At 48.1% G+C, this 16,296-nt stretch carries 15 protein-coding genes; all 15 read left to right on the top strand.

The features are described from left to right. Window positions 1–30: 30 nt before the first annotated feature. The 15 genes from yabG (at window position 31) to AC3WTP_RS20955 (ending at window position 16,284) form a co-directional block, all read left to right on the top strand. A complete protein-coding gene (gene yabG / locus AC3WTP_RS21025; RefSeq protein WP_492396593.1) occupies window positions 31–927 on the top strand; it encodes a sporulation peptidase YabG in 897 nt (298 codons plus the stop codon). 239 nt (window positions 928–1,166) lie between these two features. Further along, window positions 1,167–1,442: a biofilm formation stimulator Veg gene (gene veg / locus AC3WTP_RS21020; protein WP_458570717.1), complete on the top strand. Its 276-nt coding sequence runs from the start codon at window positions 1,167–1,169 to the stop codon at window positions 1,440–1,442. 301 nt (window positions 1,443–1,743) lie between these two features. Next, the gene (locus tag AC3WTP_RS21015) at window positions 1,744–1,923 is read left to right on the top strand and encodes a small, acid-soluble spore protein, alpha/beta type (protein ID WP_458570718.1); all 180 of its coding nucleotides are present in this window, start codon (window positions 1,744–1,746) and stop codon (window positions 1,921–1,923) included. A gap of 223 nt (window positions 1,924–2,146) precedes the next feature. Continuing rightward, window positions 2,147–3,001, top strand: a complete 855-nt coding sequence (gene ispE, locus AC3WTP_RS21010) for a 4-(cytidine 5'-diphospho)-2-C-methyl-D-erythritol kinase (protein ID WP_492396592.1) — start codon at window positions 2,147–2,149, stop codon at window positions 2,999–3,001. Between the two features lie 153 nt (window positions 3,002–3,154). Next, window positions 3,155–3,988, top strand: coding sequence for a pur operon repressor (gene purR, locus AC3WTP_RS21005; RefSeq protein WP_492396591.1), 834 nt, complete (start codon window positions 3,155–3,157; stop codon window positions 3,986–3,988). 81 nt (window positions 3,989–4,069) lie between these two features. Next, complete coding sequence (locus tag AC3WTP_RS21000) at window positions 4,070–4,453, top strand: RidA family protein (RefSeq protein ID WP_492396590.1); 384 nt, start codon at window positions 4,070–4,072, stop codon at window positions 4,451–4,453. A 139-nt stretch (window positions 4,454–4,592) separates the two neighbouring features. Beyond that, window positions 4,593–4,877, top strand: coding sequence for a septation regulator SpoVG (spoVG, locus tag AC3WTP_RS20995; RefSeq protein WP_492396589.1), 285 nt, complete (start codon window positions 4,593–4,595; stop codon window positions 4,875–4,877). A 116-nt stretch (window positions 4,878–4,993) separates the two neighbouring features. Then, the gene (gene glmU / locus AC3WTP_RS20990; protein ID WP_492396588.1) at window positions 4,994–6,397 is read left to right on the top strand and encodes a bifunctional UDP-N-acetylglucosamine diphosphorylase/glucosamine-1-phosphate N-acetyltransferase GlmU; all 1,404 of its coding nucleotides are present in this window, start codon (window positions 4,994–4,996) and stop codon (window positions 6,395–6,397) included. Between the two features lie 81 nt (window positions 6,398–6,478). Next, on the top strand, window positions 6,479–7,432 hold the full coding sequence (locus AC3WTP_RS20985; protein ID WP_458570724.1) for a ribose-phosphate diphosphokinase: 954 nt from the start codon (window positions 6,479–6,481) through the stop codon (window positions 7,430–7,432). Window positions 7,433–7,574: 142 nt separating this feature from the next. Beyond that, window positions 7,575–8,135: an aminoacyl-tRNA hydrolase gene (gene pth, locus AC3WTP_RS20980; protein WP_492396587.1), complete on the top strand. Its 561-nt coding sequence runs from the start codon at window positions 7,575–7,577 to the stop codon at window positions 8,133–8,135. A 65-nt stretch (window positions 8,136–8,200) separates the two neighbouring features. Continuing rightward, a complete protein-coding gene (locus AC3WTP_RS20975) occupies window positions 8,201–8,431 on the top strand; it encodes an anti-sigma-F factor Fin (RefSeq protein WP_492396586.1) in 231 nt (76 codons plus the stop codon). A 275-nt stretch (window positions 8,432–8,706) separates the two neighbouring features. Continuing rightward, window positions 8,707–12,234 carry a transcription-repair coupling factor gene (gene mfd, locus AC3WTP_RS20970; RefSeq protein WP_492396585.1) on the top strand — a complete coding sequence of 1,176 codons (3,528 nt, stop codon included), beginning with the start codon at window positions 8,707–8,709 and terminating at the stop codon, window positions 12,232–12,234. Next, entirely contained in the window at window positions 12,221–13,300 is a 1,080-nt protein-coding gene (locus tag AC3WTP_RS20965; RefSeq protein ID WP_492396584.1) for a peptidylprolyl isomerase, read from the top strand. Before mfd ends, AC3WTP_RS20965 begins: the two co-directional genes overlap by 14 nt. Window positions 13,301–13,880: 580 nt before the next feature. Next, the gene (gene spoVT, locus AC3WTP_RS20960; RefSeq protein ID WP_492396583.1) at window positions 13,881–14,423 is read left to right on the top strand and encodes a stage V sporulation protein T; all 543 of its coding nucleotides are present in this window, start codon (window positions 13,881–13,883) and stop codon (window positions 14,421–14,423) included. 226 nt (window positions 14,424–14,649) lie between these two features. Further along, entirely contained in the window at window positions 14,650–16,284 is a 1,635-nt protein-coding gene (locus AC3WTP_RS20955) for a putative polysaccharide biosynthesis protein (RefSeq protein WP_492396582.1), read from the top strand. The last annotated feature ends 12 nt before the right edge of the window (window positions 16,285–16,296 follow it).

Raw genomic sequence — 16,296 nt, 5'->3', positions numbered from 1 at the left:
CCATACGATAGTCAAGAGGTGATAACGCCTATGAGAGTGGGAGAGTTGGTTGTCCGAAAGTCGTATGGCGGCGACATCACATTCCGGATCGAGCATATTGTTCAGGATATGAGCATTATTAAGGGGACCGATTACCGCTTGATGGCGGACTCGCCGTTGTCCGATCTTGTGAATGTGTCAGAAGCGACGATTAAGCGCAGGTCCAAACAAGCGCATATCAAGATGGTGAAGTCGGTAGAAGCGCTGCAGAAGCATTGCAGGCGTCAGTCAGAGCGTCGTATCGCAGAATTTCATCCTCCTGGAGCTATGAATGAGGCGTCCACATTTGAAATGCCTGGAAAGGTGCTGCATTTGGACGGAGACCCCTTGTACTTGCAGAAGAGCATGGCGGTCTACAATCAGCTTCGTGTGCCGGCGGAAGGTCATTATGTGCGTGAGATGAATATGTCTGACGCGGTTGCGCGCTTGCTGCCGCGAGTGAAGCCGGATATTATTGTCATCACTGGGCATGATGGCGTATATAAAAATTTGAAGAACAGGGATCTGCACAGTTTGCAGAGCTATAAAAATTCTCAGAACTTCGTAAATGCGGTGAAAGCGGCAAGACAGTATGTGCAGCATCTTGATATGCTGACAATCGTAGCGGGCGCGTGCCAGTCTCATTTTGAAGCGCTTCTGCTGGAGGGCGCCAACTTCGCCAGTTCCCCAGGCCGCATCATGATTCACGCACTCGACCCGGTGTATGTTGCGGCTAAAGCAGCTTACACTTCGATTAAGGATACGGTTCAGATCGCTGATATTGCTCCGCATACGATGACGGGGATGGAAGGTCTAGGCGGGGTTGAGACGAGGGGAAGCCACCGGCTCGGAATGCCAAAGTGGAAGGACTTAGCTACCTTGACAGTAACACCGAGCATTGATTTATAGGGGTTTGTAAATGAACGGTCGCATGCTGCGGCCGTTTTTTTGTTATTTCGTCATCAGATGAGCTTATTTTTGAACATATTTCATGATATTGCATAATTTTCAGCGCGTATGGACAATCTAAAAAATTATATAAAAAAATGAATTGACACATAAATTGTCTTATTGTTATAATTATTTATTTGATTTGACAAAACCTCTGGAACTAGCTATAATGGATTAGGAAAGAGGTGGTAGTTGAAATGGCAAAGAATGCGCTATTTGAAATACGACGATGTCTCGAACCGCATGTCGGTCAGAAGATCCTGCTTCGTGCCAATGGAGGTCGCCGCAAGACGATCGAACGCACAGGCGTATTGGAAGAAACCTACCCTTCAGTTTTTATTGTTAAGCTGGACGAGGAACAGAATGCATTTAAACGTGTTTCCTACAGCTATGCAGATATTTTGACGGAATCCGTTGAGGTTACCGTCTGCGCAGATAACGGTGAATTAAAGATTGAGTACATTCGCGGTTAATGATTCACTTGAGAGCAGTCCTTCGGGGCTGCTTTTTTTTCTGGTTATGCTGATTGAAGCCTTAGGCTCGCTATGTTATGGGAAAGCTGTACTGACGTATAAGGATCGTTTTAGTGCGCACATTAAGTATGGGATCGTTTAATAAGCCGCAGTTATGGTCATTAATACATTTCAATCGACCCTAAATTGGTTAGCAAAAGACAGCAGTATTTCATTTGGATTACTTGGATGAGACAATAGCGATCGCAGGTCGCAGTGGCTGTTAACTAACGGCTATCCATAAGCTTAAAGGAGGCTAACTATGAGTCGTCGTAGACGCAGTGTGATGTCTGAGGATTTAAAGTACGAATTGGCAAAGGACCTTGGCTTCTATGACACGGTCGAGAAGGAAGGCTGGGGCGCCATTAAAGCCAAGGATGCAGGTAATATGGTGAAGCGAGCTATTCAGATGGCAGAGCAGGCTGCTGCTCGCAAGCCTTAACTTGTGGTTAAAGTACTAAACAGCGAATCGCCTCTTCCGCTGAAGAGAGCGGATTCGCTTTATTTCTATATTCCGAAACCGGATGTCGATTCTGTGGTCCCGTTAAAGCACTTGTGAATACTTATCGAAGCGCTTCGCGTTTATGTCCGTTACGAATGACTTGGGTATAATAGTCTGCTATAATAACGGAAGCGATTCATAGGGTAAAGAAGGTGAATAGCCAGTGAAAGTATATGAGAAAGCACCAGCCAAGATTAATTTGATGCTGGACGTGCTGCGCAAGCGTGAGGACGGGTACCATGAGGTTGAGATGGTCATGACCATGGTCGACTTAGCGGACCGATTGGAAATGGAAGAACTGCCGCGTGACACGATTATCATTTCCAGCCAAGCTGGTTACATACCGTTGGACGAGAAGAACTTGGCCTTTCAGGCGGCTAGATTAATCAAAGAGCGTTATGATGTCCGAAAAGGCGTCTATATTCATTTGGACAAGAAGATACCTGTTGCGGCAGGGCTGGCAGGGGGCAGCAGCGATGCGGCGGCTGCACTGCGCGGACTGAACCGCTTATGGCAGCTGAACATCTCCGATGAAGAGCTTCAATTACTTGGCGCGGAGCTAGGTTCAGATGTGCCATTCTGCGTGACAGGCGGTACAGCAATCGCCTCAGGCCGCGGCGAGAAGCTCGAGCATATCGTGAATCCGCCTCAATGCTGGGTCGTGCTGGCTAAGCCGCCGATCAATGTGTCCACAGCCGATGTGTACGGCAGGCTGAGAGCCAACCGTATTCCGAACCATCCTTCATTAGCTGACATGCGCAAGGCTATCGAGGATCAGTCATTTACAGGCATCTGCCAATCGTTAGGCAATGTGCTGGAGGATGTGACTCTGCCTATGCACCCTGAGGTACAGCAGCTGAAAGAGGCGATGATTCGTCTCGGAGCGGACGGTGTTCTGATGTCAGGCAGCGGTCCGACGGTGTTTGGACTTGTGTCCAAAGAATCCAAGATCGCTCGAATATATAATGGGCTTCGCGGTTTCTGCAAAGAAGTGTATGCGGTGCGAATGCTGACCTAACTTCGCAGCGGCTAGGGTATAGCAGGAAGCGAATATAGGAATGACAGGTAAATAACCGAATATCAAGTGATTAAAAACGTGAAAAACTTGATAATTGACGTACATTAATGTAATATTACGTTGATAATATTCGGATTTGAGCGAGGAAAACATATGAAAAAATTAAAGCGAAGTGCGCGGTTGGTGGATATGACACAGTATCTGATGTCAAATCCACACAAGCTCATTTCGCTCACCACTTTTGCAGAACAGTACGGAGCGGCGAAGTCTTCGATTAGTGAAGACTTGGCTATTATTAAAGAGGTGTGCGAGAGCGAAGAAACAGGTGAATTGCTGACATTGGCAGGGGCTGCCGGCGGAGTGAAGTATATTCCGAAGTGCAATCCGCAGAAGGCGCTGCCAACCATCCAGGATCTATGCGAGCAGCTAGTCCAACCGGATCGGATGCTGCCTGGCGGTTATTACTATGTAACCGACATCTTGGGTCAGCCTAGCCTAATGAATGAAGTCGGCAAGATGTTTGCGTCAGCGTTCGCTGGTCGTGACATCGATGTCGTCATGACGGTTGAAACGAAAGGAATACCAATTGCTTATGCAGCGGCTGCGCATCTGAATTTGCCAGTTGTATTAGTGCGTCGCGACCATGTCGTAACAGAAGGCTCCGCAGTAAGCATTAATTATGTTTCGGGATCACAGAAGAGCATTCATACGATGACGCTGGCTAGAAGAGCTCTTAAAGAGCGTTCACGCGTGCTGGTTGTAGATGACTTCATGCGTGCTGGCGGTACCATTAACGGTATGATCGACCTGCTGCATGAATTCAACGCGACAGTAGCGGGCGTTGGCGTCTTGCTGGAGTCCGAGGATGTTCCAAGTGACGAACGCTTGCTTCATGACTACGTTTCCTTGGTGCGTGTCGGTACAGTCGATGCTCGCACGCGTCAAATGACAGTTAAGCCGGGCAATTATTTTGATCATTTAGGCTAGATGCAGGTGTAAACGGATAAAGCGGCTGTTAACGATGAACGTTGCCAGCCCTATTTTCTTATTATCGAGGGAGGCTGCAGCATGACGAAACCAATTGAGATCGTAGCGACGACTGATGCTCCACAAGCGATTGGGCCTTATTCGCAAGCGGTAATATTCGGAGAATTGATATTGACATCAGGTCAGATTCCGCTCACGCCAGAGGGAACTCTTATCGAAGGCGGAATCGAGGAACAGACCCATCAAGTGTTTCGCAACTTGCAGGCAGTATTAAGTGAAGCGGGTTCTTCGTTGGATCGTGTGTTGAAAGCAACAGTATTTCTGAAGGATATGAATCAGTTTGCGCAAGTTAATGCGATATATGATTCCTACTTCGGCGCTCATAAACCTGCTCGATCCACAGTGGAAGTAGCTCGATTGCCTAAAGATGTTTTTGTCGAAATTGAATTGATTGCTACGAAGTAAATCGAACATTGTCGATTCGTACTAATTTAGACATAAAAAGTTCAAAAAAATTTTATTTCAGTTAAAAATAAAGAAGGAAATCAATTGCGCGTGTGGAATATTACACCAAGTCTTGAATGGAAAAAGGTGGTGAACACACGTGCAAATTACTGATGTTAGACTCCGCCGCGTCAACACTGAGGGCAGAATGAAAGCGATCGCATCGATCACAATCGATAACGAGTTTGTAGTTCATGACATCCGTGTTATTGACGGCAACAACGGCATGTTCGTTGCTATGCCAAGCAAGCGTACGCCAGATGGCGAATTCCGAGATATTGCTCACCCTATCTCTTCTGCAACTCGCGAGAAGATTCAAGCCGCGGTACTGGCTGAATATGAGCGTGCCGCCACAGATGAGGACATTATTGAAGAGGGCGCTTAATAAGGAAATCACTGGGGTTACAAAGAAAGAGAGCCAATACATGGTGGCTCTCTTTTCTTTTTGTTCATAATGAGATATATTCATCTATGGAGTAAAGTAGCAGGAGGTCGGACACTTTGAAGAGAATGGCCATTGTGCTAGCCGCTGGACAAGGCAAAAGAATGAAGTCCAAACTGTACAAAGTGCTTCATCCCGTATGTGGTGTACCTATGGTAGGACATGTACTTCATGCTGTGGAGCAGGTTAACATCGAGCACACAGTAGTAGTTGTCGGTCATGGTGCCGAAGCGGTACAAGGATATCTGGGAAGCCGTGCGGAATTCGTGTTGCAAGCGGAACAGTTAGGGACAGGTCATGCGGTCATGCAGACAAAGGCGCTTCTTGACGGTGAACAAGGCACGACAATTGTTATCTGTGGAGATACGCCTCTCGTAACATCTGAGACCCTATCACAGCTTATGGAAATGCATGAGAAGGCGCACGCTTCGGCGACGATTTTGACGGCAGAACTGGAACAACCGCAAGGTTATGGGCGGATTATTCGAGCTGATAATGGTTCGGTCTTGAAAATTGTCGAGCAGAAGGATGCATCGGCTGCCGAACAGCAAGTGAGAGAGATCAACACAGGAACTTACTGCTTCGATAACGCCAAACTATTTGCAGCGCTGAATCAAGTGACCAATGACAATGCTCAGCAAGAGTATTATTTAACAGATGTCATTGGAATCCTACAAGCGCAAGGTGAACTGGTTCAAGCCTTCTGCACACCGGATGAAGCAGAATCGATCGGGGTAAATGATCGGTTGGCATTGTCTGAAGCAGAGAAGTTGATGCGCTTGCGTATCAACCGCCGTCATATGCTGAATGGCGTGACGATTGTTGATCCTGCAGCAACTTATGTAGAAGCAGGGGTCATCATCGATTCGGATACCGTATTGTATCCGGGTACGATACTGCGCGGCAATACAGTGATCGGTTCGGATTGTGTCATCGGTCCGAATGCGGATATCACGGATTCCAAGCTGGCAGACCGCGTTGCGATTACCAGCTCTGTCCTCTTGGAAGCAGAAGTAGGTCCGGACAGTTCGATCGGTCCGTTCGCCTATTTGCGACCTGGAGCGCGTATTGGCAGTCATGTGAAGATTGGCGACTTCGTTGAAGTGAAGAATGCTTTGATTGACGACCATTCGAAAGTCTCGCATCTTAGTTATATCGGAGATGCAAAAGTGGGCAAAAATGTAAATGTAGGCTGTGGAGCGATAACGGTTAACTATGACGGATATAATAAGTCCGTTACAGAAATTGGGGACAATGCTTTCATCGGCAGCAATGTCAATCTGATCGCACCTGTCCAGATAGGCCAAGGCGCCTATGTCGTTGCTGGTTCTACAATTACGCACCATGTTGCAGACAATGATCTTGCCATTGCTCGAGAGCGGCAAGTCAACAAGCCAGGCTATGGCGAGAAGATTCGAACACGCGCAAAAGCGAAGAAAGAACGCGAGCAGAACGAAACGTAATAATTGAATAACCAACACCATCTAGGATTCTTGAACAAACTAATGATGAACATGAACCAGCACGGAGGGTAAACAACTATTATGACGTATTGTGATTCCAAGTTGAAAATATTCACTTGTAACTCCAATCCGAAATTAGCGCAGCAAATCGCAGATTATATCGGTGTACCATTGGGAGACTCAGTAACTACAAGCTTTAGTGATGGAGAAATTCAGATTAAACTGAACGAAAGCGTTCGCGGTTGCGACGTATACGTCGTTCAATCTACATGTGATCCAGTAAACGACAACTTGATGGAGTTGCTCGTTATGGTTGATGCGCTGAAACGCGCTTCAGCGAAGAGCATTAACGTTGTAATTCCTTACTACGGATATGCTCGTCAAGACCGTAAAGCGAGATCCCGTGATCCGATTACGGCAAAGCTGGTAGCTAACCTGATTGAGACAGCCGGCGCACATCGTGTCATCGCAATGGACCTGCATGCGACGCAAATTCAAGGATTCTTTGATATTCCGGTAGACCATTTACTTGGTGTACCAATACTGGCGCAGTATTTCCGTTCCAAGCAGATGGAAGATGTAGTAGTCGTATCACCAGACCATGGCGGGGTAGTACGCGCACGCAAATTAGCAGATTTCTTAAATGCTCCACTTGCGATCATTGACAAGCGTCGCCCAGAGCCGAATGTTAGTGAAGTTATGAACATTATTGGTGATATTAAAGGCAAAACGGCGATTATTATTGACGATATCATCGATACTGCGGGAACAATCGTATTGGGTGCCAATGCATTGGTCGAATACGGTGTTAAAGAGGTGTATGCTTGCTGTACACATGCGGTATTGTCCGGTCCTGCGATGCAGCGTCTGGAAGAATCCCCGTTTAAAGAAGTTGTCATCACTGATACCATTCCAGTGAAGCATCCGAATCCTTCAAGTAAGATTCATACACTGTCGGTTGCCCCACTTATGGGTGAAGCAATCATTCGGGTTCACGAAGAAGTGTCCATCAGTAAATTGTTCGAGATCGAGTAATAAGAATAGAGGAAGCCGGACCTTTGTGTCCGGTTTCTGCATAAACACAGGGTTACATCTGCAAACTACAGGCTTGCAGATGTAACCCTTATCGGCATTGCCTATACCTGCGGGCTATAAGGAGCAGAGAGGAGAGGTAAGATTGAAGTGGATAGTTGGCTTGGGTAATCCAGGCGTTCAATACGCATCCACGCGCCACAACATAGGATTTATGGCTATTGATGAGCTGGCGGATCGTTTTAACATAAGCGTACGCGACAGCAAATGCAAGGCCCTTGTTGGTGAAGGACGTGTTGGAACAGAGAAAGTGGTGCTGATTAAACCGATGACCTATATGAATCTGTCTGGGGAAACGGTAAGAGCATTCATGGATTACTACAAAGCAAGCTTGGACGACTTGATCGTGCTGTATGACGATATGGATACAGAAGTTGGCAAGATTCGCTTGCGATATCAAGGCAGTGCAGGGGGACATAATGGGATCAAGTCTATTATCCAGCATACCGGAACGCAATCATTTAATCGAGTTCGCTTAGGCATTTCACGGCCTGCTCCAGGGCGAGACATCTCTGATTATGTTCTGCAAGCGTTTTCCAAATCAGACCGTGACCCGGTTCAGCAAGCCATTGAACGCACGTGTGATGCGGTAGAGTTCTCCCTAACCCACACCTTCGAACAAACCATGGCCAAATTTAACGGTTAATCAGGCTAACATTGGTAAGGGACGGATATACTAGACGGTATAATCCTTCGTTAGGGGGCATATACATGTCTGTGAATTATGTCTGTAAGCACTGTCACACGTTAATTGGGCGCATCGAAGGCATGGAACGCGATGAGATGCGGTTGGGATTCGATGAGCTAACGGTCGAAGAACGTCAGCATTATGTTCGCAATCATGCCAATGGAGATATAACCGTTCGAATGACATGTGATTATTGCGCGGAAGCTTACGCCAACAATCCAGAATTAGCGGGATTAGCTTCTCCGCTGCAATAGATTGCATATCATGTGAGGCCCGACTTCGTTAATGGCAGCCTTGGCTCAGATGCCGAGGCTTATTTGTGACCGCGGCTCTTGTCAGCTAAGGTATAATACATGTAAACCTCTAAGCAGAAATCGTCACATCAGATGGTTTCGTGTTAGAGGTTTATGTTATGAAGATATGAGGCTGAGTCTCTTAAGGAGACTTGCACGAATTTGTGAGATTCATGGTTTTCCGTAACACCTCGGAATTCACTATTTCCGAACTCGTATGAAAGAGGTGCCAATCCTTGTTAAACGCACTTATGCAAGCATTATCCGCGGAACGCGATATAGAGTCTATCTCTGCGGGCATCCGCGCAGGGATGAAAGAGCAGCTCGTCTCAGGTCTATCTGGATCTGCACGTCAAGTGATGATAGCTGCACTGTCGCAAGATCTCAAACGTCCGGTGCTAGCCGTTACACATAATATGTTCTCCGCTCAAAAAGTAGCAGAAGATTTACAGGAATGCCTTGCTCCGGATCAGGTCATCTTATATCCGGCTAATGAGCTGGTAGCGGCGGAGTCCGCTATATCCAGCCCAGAAGTTATTGCACAGCGAATCGACGCGCTGACTCGATTGGCTAAGGGATTCCGCGGTATCGTTGTCACGCCGTATGCAGGGCTGCGGCGCTATTTGCCTGCGCGCAATATTATGGCGGAGGCTGAGCTGCCAATCGCTGTAGATGAGGAGTTTCCGCTGCAGCAATTCCTGGAGCGGATGATAGCGCTCGGCTATGAGCGTACCGAACGTGTGGAATCACGCGGGGAAATGAGTGTTCGCGGCGGGATTATCGATATATATCCCTACACATCTGATGTGGCCTATCGAGTGGAATGGTTCGATGATATGGTGGATTCCATTCGATCATTTGATCCGGCGGATCAGCGCTCGTTAGAGAAGCTGGAACGCCTTGTCATTACTCCTGCCAAGGAGATGATTGCTGACTCGGCCAGATTCACACACGCAGCAGACGAAGCTGTGCTGCGATTGGATGAGCAGCTGGCCAAGATGAGTGATCGTCAGCTGAAGGATAAGCTGCGTCAGGAGATCCATCAGGAAATCGATCGACTGCGCGGACATACGTATTTTAATGACATGTACAAATACGTGTCGCTTCTCTATCCGGAGAAGCACACTTTATATGATTATATGCCTGAAGATACACTGCTTGTGGTAGATGAGCCTGCACGCGTATTGGAAACAGCAAAGCAGTTAGAGCGGGATGAGGCGGAATGGAACACGCATCTGCTGCAGCACGGCAAGTCACTGCCGATGCTTTCGCTTGGCAAGACAGTAGAGGAAGCGATGGGCAAGCGTCCATTCCAGACCGTGTTTATGGCGCTCTTCCTGCGCCAAGTACCGCATACCCAGCCGCAGAACATCGTGAATGTCATGTGCCGCGCGATGCAGAACTTCCACGGTCAGATGAACGTGCTGAAGTCTGAGATGGAGCGCTGGAAGAAAGGCAACGCCAACGTCATAATATTGGCGAACGGTGACGAGCGAGTCGAACGTATTCGTCGCGTGCTTCAGGATTATCAGATTCCGGAGCCTAAGATTATGAATGGCAACTTGCAGAGCGGATTTGAACTGCCGTCGGTGCATCTGGTTGTCATCACGGAGTCGGAGATGTTCTCCTCGAAGCAGCGGAAGACGACTCGTCGTTCTGATGCCAAGATCGATAATGCGGAACGTATTCGCAGCTATACCGAGCTTAAAGTCGGCGATTACGTCGTCCACCAGAATCACGGTATAGGCAAGTACATGGGAATCGGGACACTGGAGATCAACGGAATTCATAAGGATTATTTGCATGTTCTGTATGCCGGCGGCGATAAGCTGTCAGTTCCTGTAGATCAGCTGCATCTCATTCAGCGTTATGTCAGCTCAGAAGAGAAGGAGCCTAAAGTTAATAAGCTTGGCGGCTCGGAGTGGACCAAAGTTAAGAATAAGGTCAAGGCGTCGGTCAAGGACATTGCCGATGACTTGATTAAGCTCTACGCCGCGCGTCAAACATCTCCAGGTTACGCCTTCGAGAAGGATACACCTGAGCAGCAGGAGTTTGAGGACTTATTCCCGTATCACGAAACGCGGGATCAGATACGCGCGATCGATGAGATCAAGAAGGATATGGAGCTGCCGCGTCCGATGGACCGCTTATTATGCGGTGATGTCGGCTACGGCAAGACAGAGGTTGCGATTCGTGCCGCCTTCAAATCGGTAATGGAAGGCAAGCAGGTTGCGATTCTGGTTCCGACTACGATTCTAGCTCAACAGCACTATGAGACGTTCCGTGAGCGATTTGCGGATTATCCATTTAACATTAGCGTATTGAGCCGTTTCCGTACGCGTAAAGAACAGAATGAGACGATGAAACGCCTAAAGTCTGGCCTAGTGGATGTAGTTATCGGTACACATAGACTCTTATCGCAGGATATCGTGTTCAAGGACCTAGGCTTGCTTATCGTCGATGAGGAGCAGCGATTCGGCGTTACCCATAAGGAGAAGCTCAAGCGTCTTAAGACGAATGTCGACGTGTTGACGCTGACCGCAACGCCTATTCCTCGAACTCTCCATATGTCTATGCTCGGAGTTCGTGACCTATCGGTTATTGAAACGCCGCCTGAGAATAGATTCCCTGTGCAGACGTATGTGCTGGAGCACAGTGAATCACTAGTTCGAGAAGCGGTAGAGCGCGAGCTGGCTCGCGGAGGTCAGGTGTATTATTTATACAATCGTGTTCAAGGCATTCATCAAGTAGCCGATCATATCAAGACGCTTGTGCCAGAAGCTCGCGTGACCGTTGGTCACGGTCAGATGTCAGAGCAAGAGCTGGAACGGGCAATACTCGATTTCTTGGATGGAGAATACGATGTACTAGTTAGTACGAGTATTATTGAGACAGGCGTCGATATTCCAAGTGTAAACACACTGATCGTACATGATGCGGACAAGATGGGCTTGTCTCAGCTTTACCAATTGAGAGGACGAGTAGGTCGCTCCAATCGGATCGCTTATGCCTACTTTACGTACCAGCGTGATAAAGTGCTGAATGAAATAGCAGAGAAACGACTTCAAGCCATTAAGGAATTCACGGAGCTGGGATCAGGCTTTAAGATTGCGATGCGCGACCTGTCTATTCGTGGAGCAGGGAACCTGCTGGGATCAGAGCAGCATGGATTTATTGCGTCTGTCGGGTTTGATCTATACTCTCAGATGTTGTCGGATGAAATATCGAAACGCAAGGCTGAACTAGACGGTGTCGTAACAGAGGATGCACAGGAATGGAACACGCTTATCGACCTGAATATCGATGCTTATTTGCCGGCGGATTATATTTATGATAGTATTCAGAAGATTGAAATATATAAAAAAGTAGCCAGTCTCGGGTCGTTGGAAGAAGTGGAAGAGCTGCGTGATGAGCTGATCGACCGCTTTGGAGAACCACCGCTCGCAGTGCTGCAGCTGCTAGCTGTATCGCGACTGAAATGGTACGCGAAGCAGTATGGGATTGAGGCCCTAACTCAGCGTGGTGATGATGTGTCGCTAAAGGTTCATCCACTTGCAGAGTCACGTTTAGATCGCAAGAAGTTAGCTGCAATTGCAGCTAACATTGACAAGAGATTCTCGATCGATCGCCAAGCAAACGGTCCAATAAAGTTGAATGCGCGGGGTTACGATGCGATGAATCTATTGATGAAGCTGGAGCAACTGATGCAAGGGGCGAAAGATGCGATTAAATCGAAGGGAGAATTGCAAAATGTTGCAAAGTAATAAAAGACGTTCCTGGAAAGGAATTATCGTAGCGCTAACGCTAATACTGACGGTTACAGTTATGGCGGGCTGCGGCAAGAAAGATGATACGAACGCGACTGGCGATAATACAGTCGTTGCCACTTATGAGGGTGGTGAAATCACGCAGCAGGAATTTGATAAAGAATTAGCAAGCATGCTGCTCTTTTACCCGGAGTATGAGCAATTACTCGCAATGGACGATTTCCGTGAATACTTTGTGAAACAGCAGATTGCATATGAGTACTTGGCTGCCAATGCACCTGATGAATCCAAAAAAGAGGGCAAGAATAAAGCAGAGAAGCAGCTTAAAGATATGAAGGCACAATTCGGCGAAGATGAATACAAGAAATTGATTAAAGAGAAGAATCTGACGGATGAAGATGTAACGAACTATATGGCTCGTATTCTAACAGTGGTCGACAGCTTTAATAAGCAAGTAACTGACGAAGATGTTAAGGCACAGTTCGAGAAGAACAAGCGAGATATGACAACGGCATCTGTTCGTCACATCTTGATCGGCTTCAAGGACAAAGAAGGCAAAGAGCGTACAGAAGAAGATGCCCTTAAGCGTGCAAATGAAGTTAAAGCTCGTTTGGATAAAGGGGAGGACTTCGCAACGCTTGCCAAAGAATACTCGGATGATGGCAACGCAAGCACAGGCGGCCTTTATGAAGATACACCCGTTGGCAAATGGGTAACAGAGTTCAAAGAAGCAGCACTAACGCTTCCGTTGAACACGATTTCGGATCCGATTAAGACTCAATACGGCTACCACATTATGCGAGTGGAAAAACGTACAGAGAAGACGTTTGAAGGTCTGACAGATGCAGAGAAGGAAACGCTTAAGACACTTGCTGCATCTGAGAAGATGAACAAGTTTATGGAAGAGGACCTTGAGAAGAAAGTAATCAAGGAAATTAACCTTCCAAAAGTAGAGAAAGAAGAGCCAGCAGACAAATCGACAACTGAAGGAACGGATAAGTCTTCAGATAAAACGGACAAGCCTGCTGATGAAAAAGCACCTGCTGCAGAAGATAAGAAATAAACTATAGGCATAAAGAAAACGACCCCTTGCGCTGTTTCAGGCGGAGGGGTCGTTTTTTGTTGAAATAAGGCGAATAGTTGATAACTGTGAATGTTAAGAATAGGGCATATTAGGTTAAGAACAATGGCTTTGTGACAAACCATAGATATTCTAGTGTATAATGACAATAAAAAAGCGCAAAATGTACGTGTGCAGTGTACATTTGTATGCAAAAAATGTGAAATGGGGCAAATTTGGTAAAAAACAAGAAAAAGTCTATACATAAGCCGCCTGAAAAAGTAAGATGCTAAAATAGCGGGTAAAAAGAGGTGCCGTTAAAACGTTACATATTCCCTGTATATTCCACACAAGTTGCATGAAAAGATTGCATCTTAAAAAATTTTGCACTAATTTTGTCGGTAAGTGTCGAATTTTGATATTTTTTGCAACTCAAACGACTTACATGCGTATATAGGAGATGTATAAGAATTTGGGGCTAGATGAATACTATGGTCAGTTTAACATTTTTAACTGACACGCTCCTTTTCGCAGATAATTCAACAATCCTCAAAATAAGCAATGGAAGGTGGAGCAACTTAACATGAAAGCAACTGGTATTGTCCGTCGTATTGATGACCTTGGTCGTGTAGTTATCCCTAAGGAGATTCGCCGCACACTGCGCATCCGTGAAGGAGATCCTCTTGAGATCTTCGTTGATCGCGACGGTGAAATTATTTTGAAGAAATACTCCCCGATCGGAGAATTGGGAGACTTCGCAAAAGAATACGCTGAATCGTTGTATGAAAGCACAGGCAACATCACACTAATTACTGACCGCGATTCTATAATTGCTGTAGCTGGCGGATCCAAGAAAGAAATGCTGGATAAATCAATTGGCATGCTGCTCGAAAACTGCATGGACAACCGTAAAACTGTTGTTGAAACAAACACAAATTCTTATGAAATTGTTAAAGACAACGCAGAAACATTGTCATCCTTCGTAGTTGCGCCAATCATTGCTGGTGGAGACCCAATCGGAACAGTCGTTATGCTAAACAAAGACGAGAGCGTTAAGATGGGAATCATGGAACAAAAAATGTCCGAGACTGCTGCTGGCTTCCTTGGCAAGCAGATGGAACAATAAAGCCTATTACTTACTAAAGACTCCTTGCCTGATACAGGTGTGCGGTAGTGCGCATACATGTTGAGGGACAAGGAGTTTTTGTGTATTTCAGTCGTGAGCTGCTTAGCAGGCCATCAGACAAACAATTCTCAAGCGTTAACCTATATGAGCTGGAGTGAAACAAGCTGAAGCGTTGTGTTATAATACGGGACGATATGCAGAGGATAACGGATAGGCGTGGTGGATAATGACAGAGCGTAAACTGCGCGCCGCGAATCAAGTCGTACATGGCGCGCTCTTGCTTGGGTTGGCTACTGTCATCTCCAAGCTGCTGGGTACGATTCAGAAGATACCGCTGCAAAATATTGGCGGAGACGGCGTATTTGGTATTTATAACACGGTATACCCGTTTTATGTATTGTTAACAGCAATTGCATCAGCAGGTATACCTATTGCTGTTGCAAGACTTGTTGCCGAGCTGGAAATACTGGGGGATAACCGCAGTGTTGTTCAGATGACGAAAGCAGGCTGCCTCTTGATGGGGCTGAGTGGTGTTATTGGCTTTGTCTTGATGTATGCGGGTTCGGCAGACATAGCGCGTTGGATCGGCAATTCACTCACGACGAGCGCTATACAGGCTTCTTCCTTCGCGCTGCTCGTAGTGCCGGTAACAGCGGTGCTGCGCGGCTATTCGCAAGGACGCGGCGACATGGTATCTACAGCTGTATCGCAGGTGGTGGAACAATTTGCACGAGTTACGGTGATGATTGTTCTGCTGGTTTTGTTGACGAAGCAGGGGGCTGCCGATGAGCAGATTGCCGCTGGAGCTACCTTCGGCTCATTTGCTGGCGGTATATGCGGACTGCTCATTCTATTGCCGCTCCTTGGTCGACAACACAAGCGTGATCGGGTAGAAGGTGTAGAACGGCTTAAGGATGCATCGAGTGATCATCCTGTTAAGAGTAAAGGCTACTGGATGAAACGACTGGCACGGACGGCGCTCCCGATCTGTCTCGGCGCGATTGTAGTACCGTTCGTTAACGTAGTGGACGTCTTTACTGTGCCGCGCTTAATGACGGCATCTGGATTGACGGAAGCGGAGTCGATGGTGGAGTTTGGCGTGTACAGCCGCGCATTGCCGCTGGTGCAGCTTGTCACGATGGTGGCGACCTCGCTTGCGGTCGGCCTCGTGCCTGCACTGGCGGAGGCGAAGCGCGTCGGCGCGGAGACGAAGCTGTACGCGACCATGGCCGGTGCGATGCGCACGGCCTGGATCGTTGGCAGCGCCGCTGCGGTGGGCCTGGCTGTGCTGGCCCGGCCGATCAACACGGCGCTGTACACAGACGACAGGGGCACGATGACCTTCGTGCTCGTGTCGTGCACGGCTTTGGCCGGCACCGTGCAGGCGGTATCTACCGCCATGCTGCAAGGTGTCGGCATACTGCGGGCGCCAGCGTTCAATCTGCTGGCGGCGTCCGCAGTCAAGATTGCCCTCAACATCGCGCTCGTGCCGATGTGGGGCATTAACGGCGCCGCCGTGTCGGGGCTGGCGGCGCTCACTGCCGCGGCGTGGCTTAACAGCCGCGCATTGGCGCGCTACGGCGGCCTGCCAGCCGCGGCATGGCTCCAGCGCCCGCTGCGCCTGGCTGTGGCGCTCGCCGGCATGGGGCTCGCGGCATGGCTCATCGCCGCCGCATTCGCCCCATTAGGCGGCCGCTTGGGCGCGCTGGCCGCCACGCTTGCGGCTGTGCCGCTCGGCGCGCTGCTGTTCGCAGCGCTCGCGGCGCGGCTTCAGATCGTGCGGCCAGAGGAATGGGCCGCCGTGCCGCGCATTGGCCCGCGCTTAGCCGCGCTGGCCGCCCGCTGGGCGCGTTCTAAGTAATTAGGCTTCACA

It is taken from the genome of Paenibacillus sp. EB106-04-04-XG159 (assembly GCF_058791835.1).
This window is presented reverse-complemented; position numbering and strand designations above follow the sequence as displayed.

Coding starts and splice junctions, on each gene's coding strand:
- yabG (WP_492396593.1), top strand. CDS start 31: ATGAGAGTGGGAGAGTTGGTTGTCCGAAAGTCGTATGGCGGCGACATC.
- veg (WP_458570717.1), top strand. CDS start 1,167: ATGGCAAAGAATGCGCTATTTGAAATACGACGATGTCTCGAACCGCAT.
- AC3WTP_RS21015 (WP_458570718.1), top strand. CDS start 1,744: ATGAGTCGTCGTAGACGCAGTGTGATGTCTGAGGATTTAAAGTACGAA.
- purR (WP_492396591.1), top strand. CDS start 3,155: ATGAAAAAATTAAAGCGAAGTGCGCGGTTGGTGGATATGACACAGTAT.
- AC3WTP_RS21000 (WP_492396590.1), top strand. CDS start 4,070: ATGACGAAACCAATTGAGATCGTAGCGACGACTGATGCTCCACAAGCG.
- AC3WTP_RS20985 (WP_458570724.1), top strand. CDS start 6,479: ATGACGTATTGTGATTCCAAGTTGAAAATATTCACTTGTAACTCCAAT.
- AC3WTP_RS20975 (WP_492396586.1), top strand. CDS start 8,201: ATGTCTGTGAATTATGTCTGTAAGCACTGTCACACGTTAATTGGGCGC.
- AC3WTP_RS20965 (WP_492396584.1), top strand. CDS start 12,221: ATGTTGCAAAGTAATAAAAGACGTTCCTGGAAAGGAATTATCGTAGCG.
- spoVT (WP_492396583.1), top strand. CDS start 13,881: ATGAAAGCAACTGGTATTGTCCGTCGTATTGATGACCTTGGTCGTGTA.
- AC3WTP_RS20955 (WP_492396582.1), top strand. CDS start 14,650: ATGACAGAGCGTAAACTGCGCGCCGCGAATCAAGTCGTACATGGCGCG.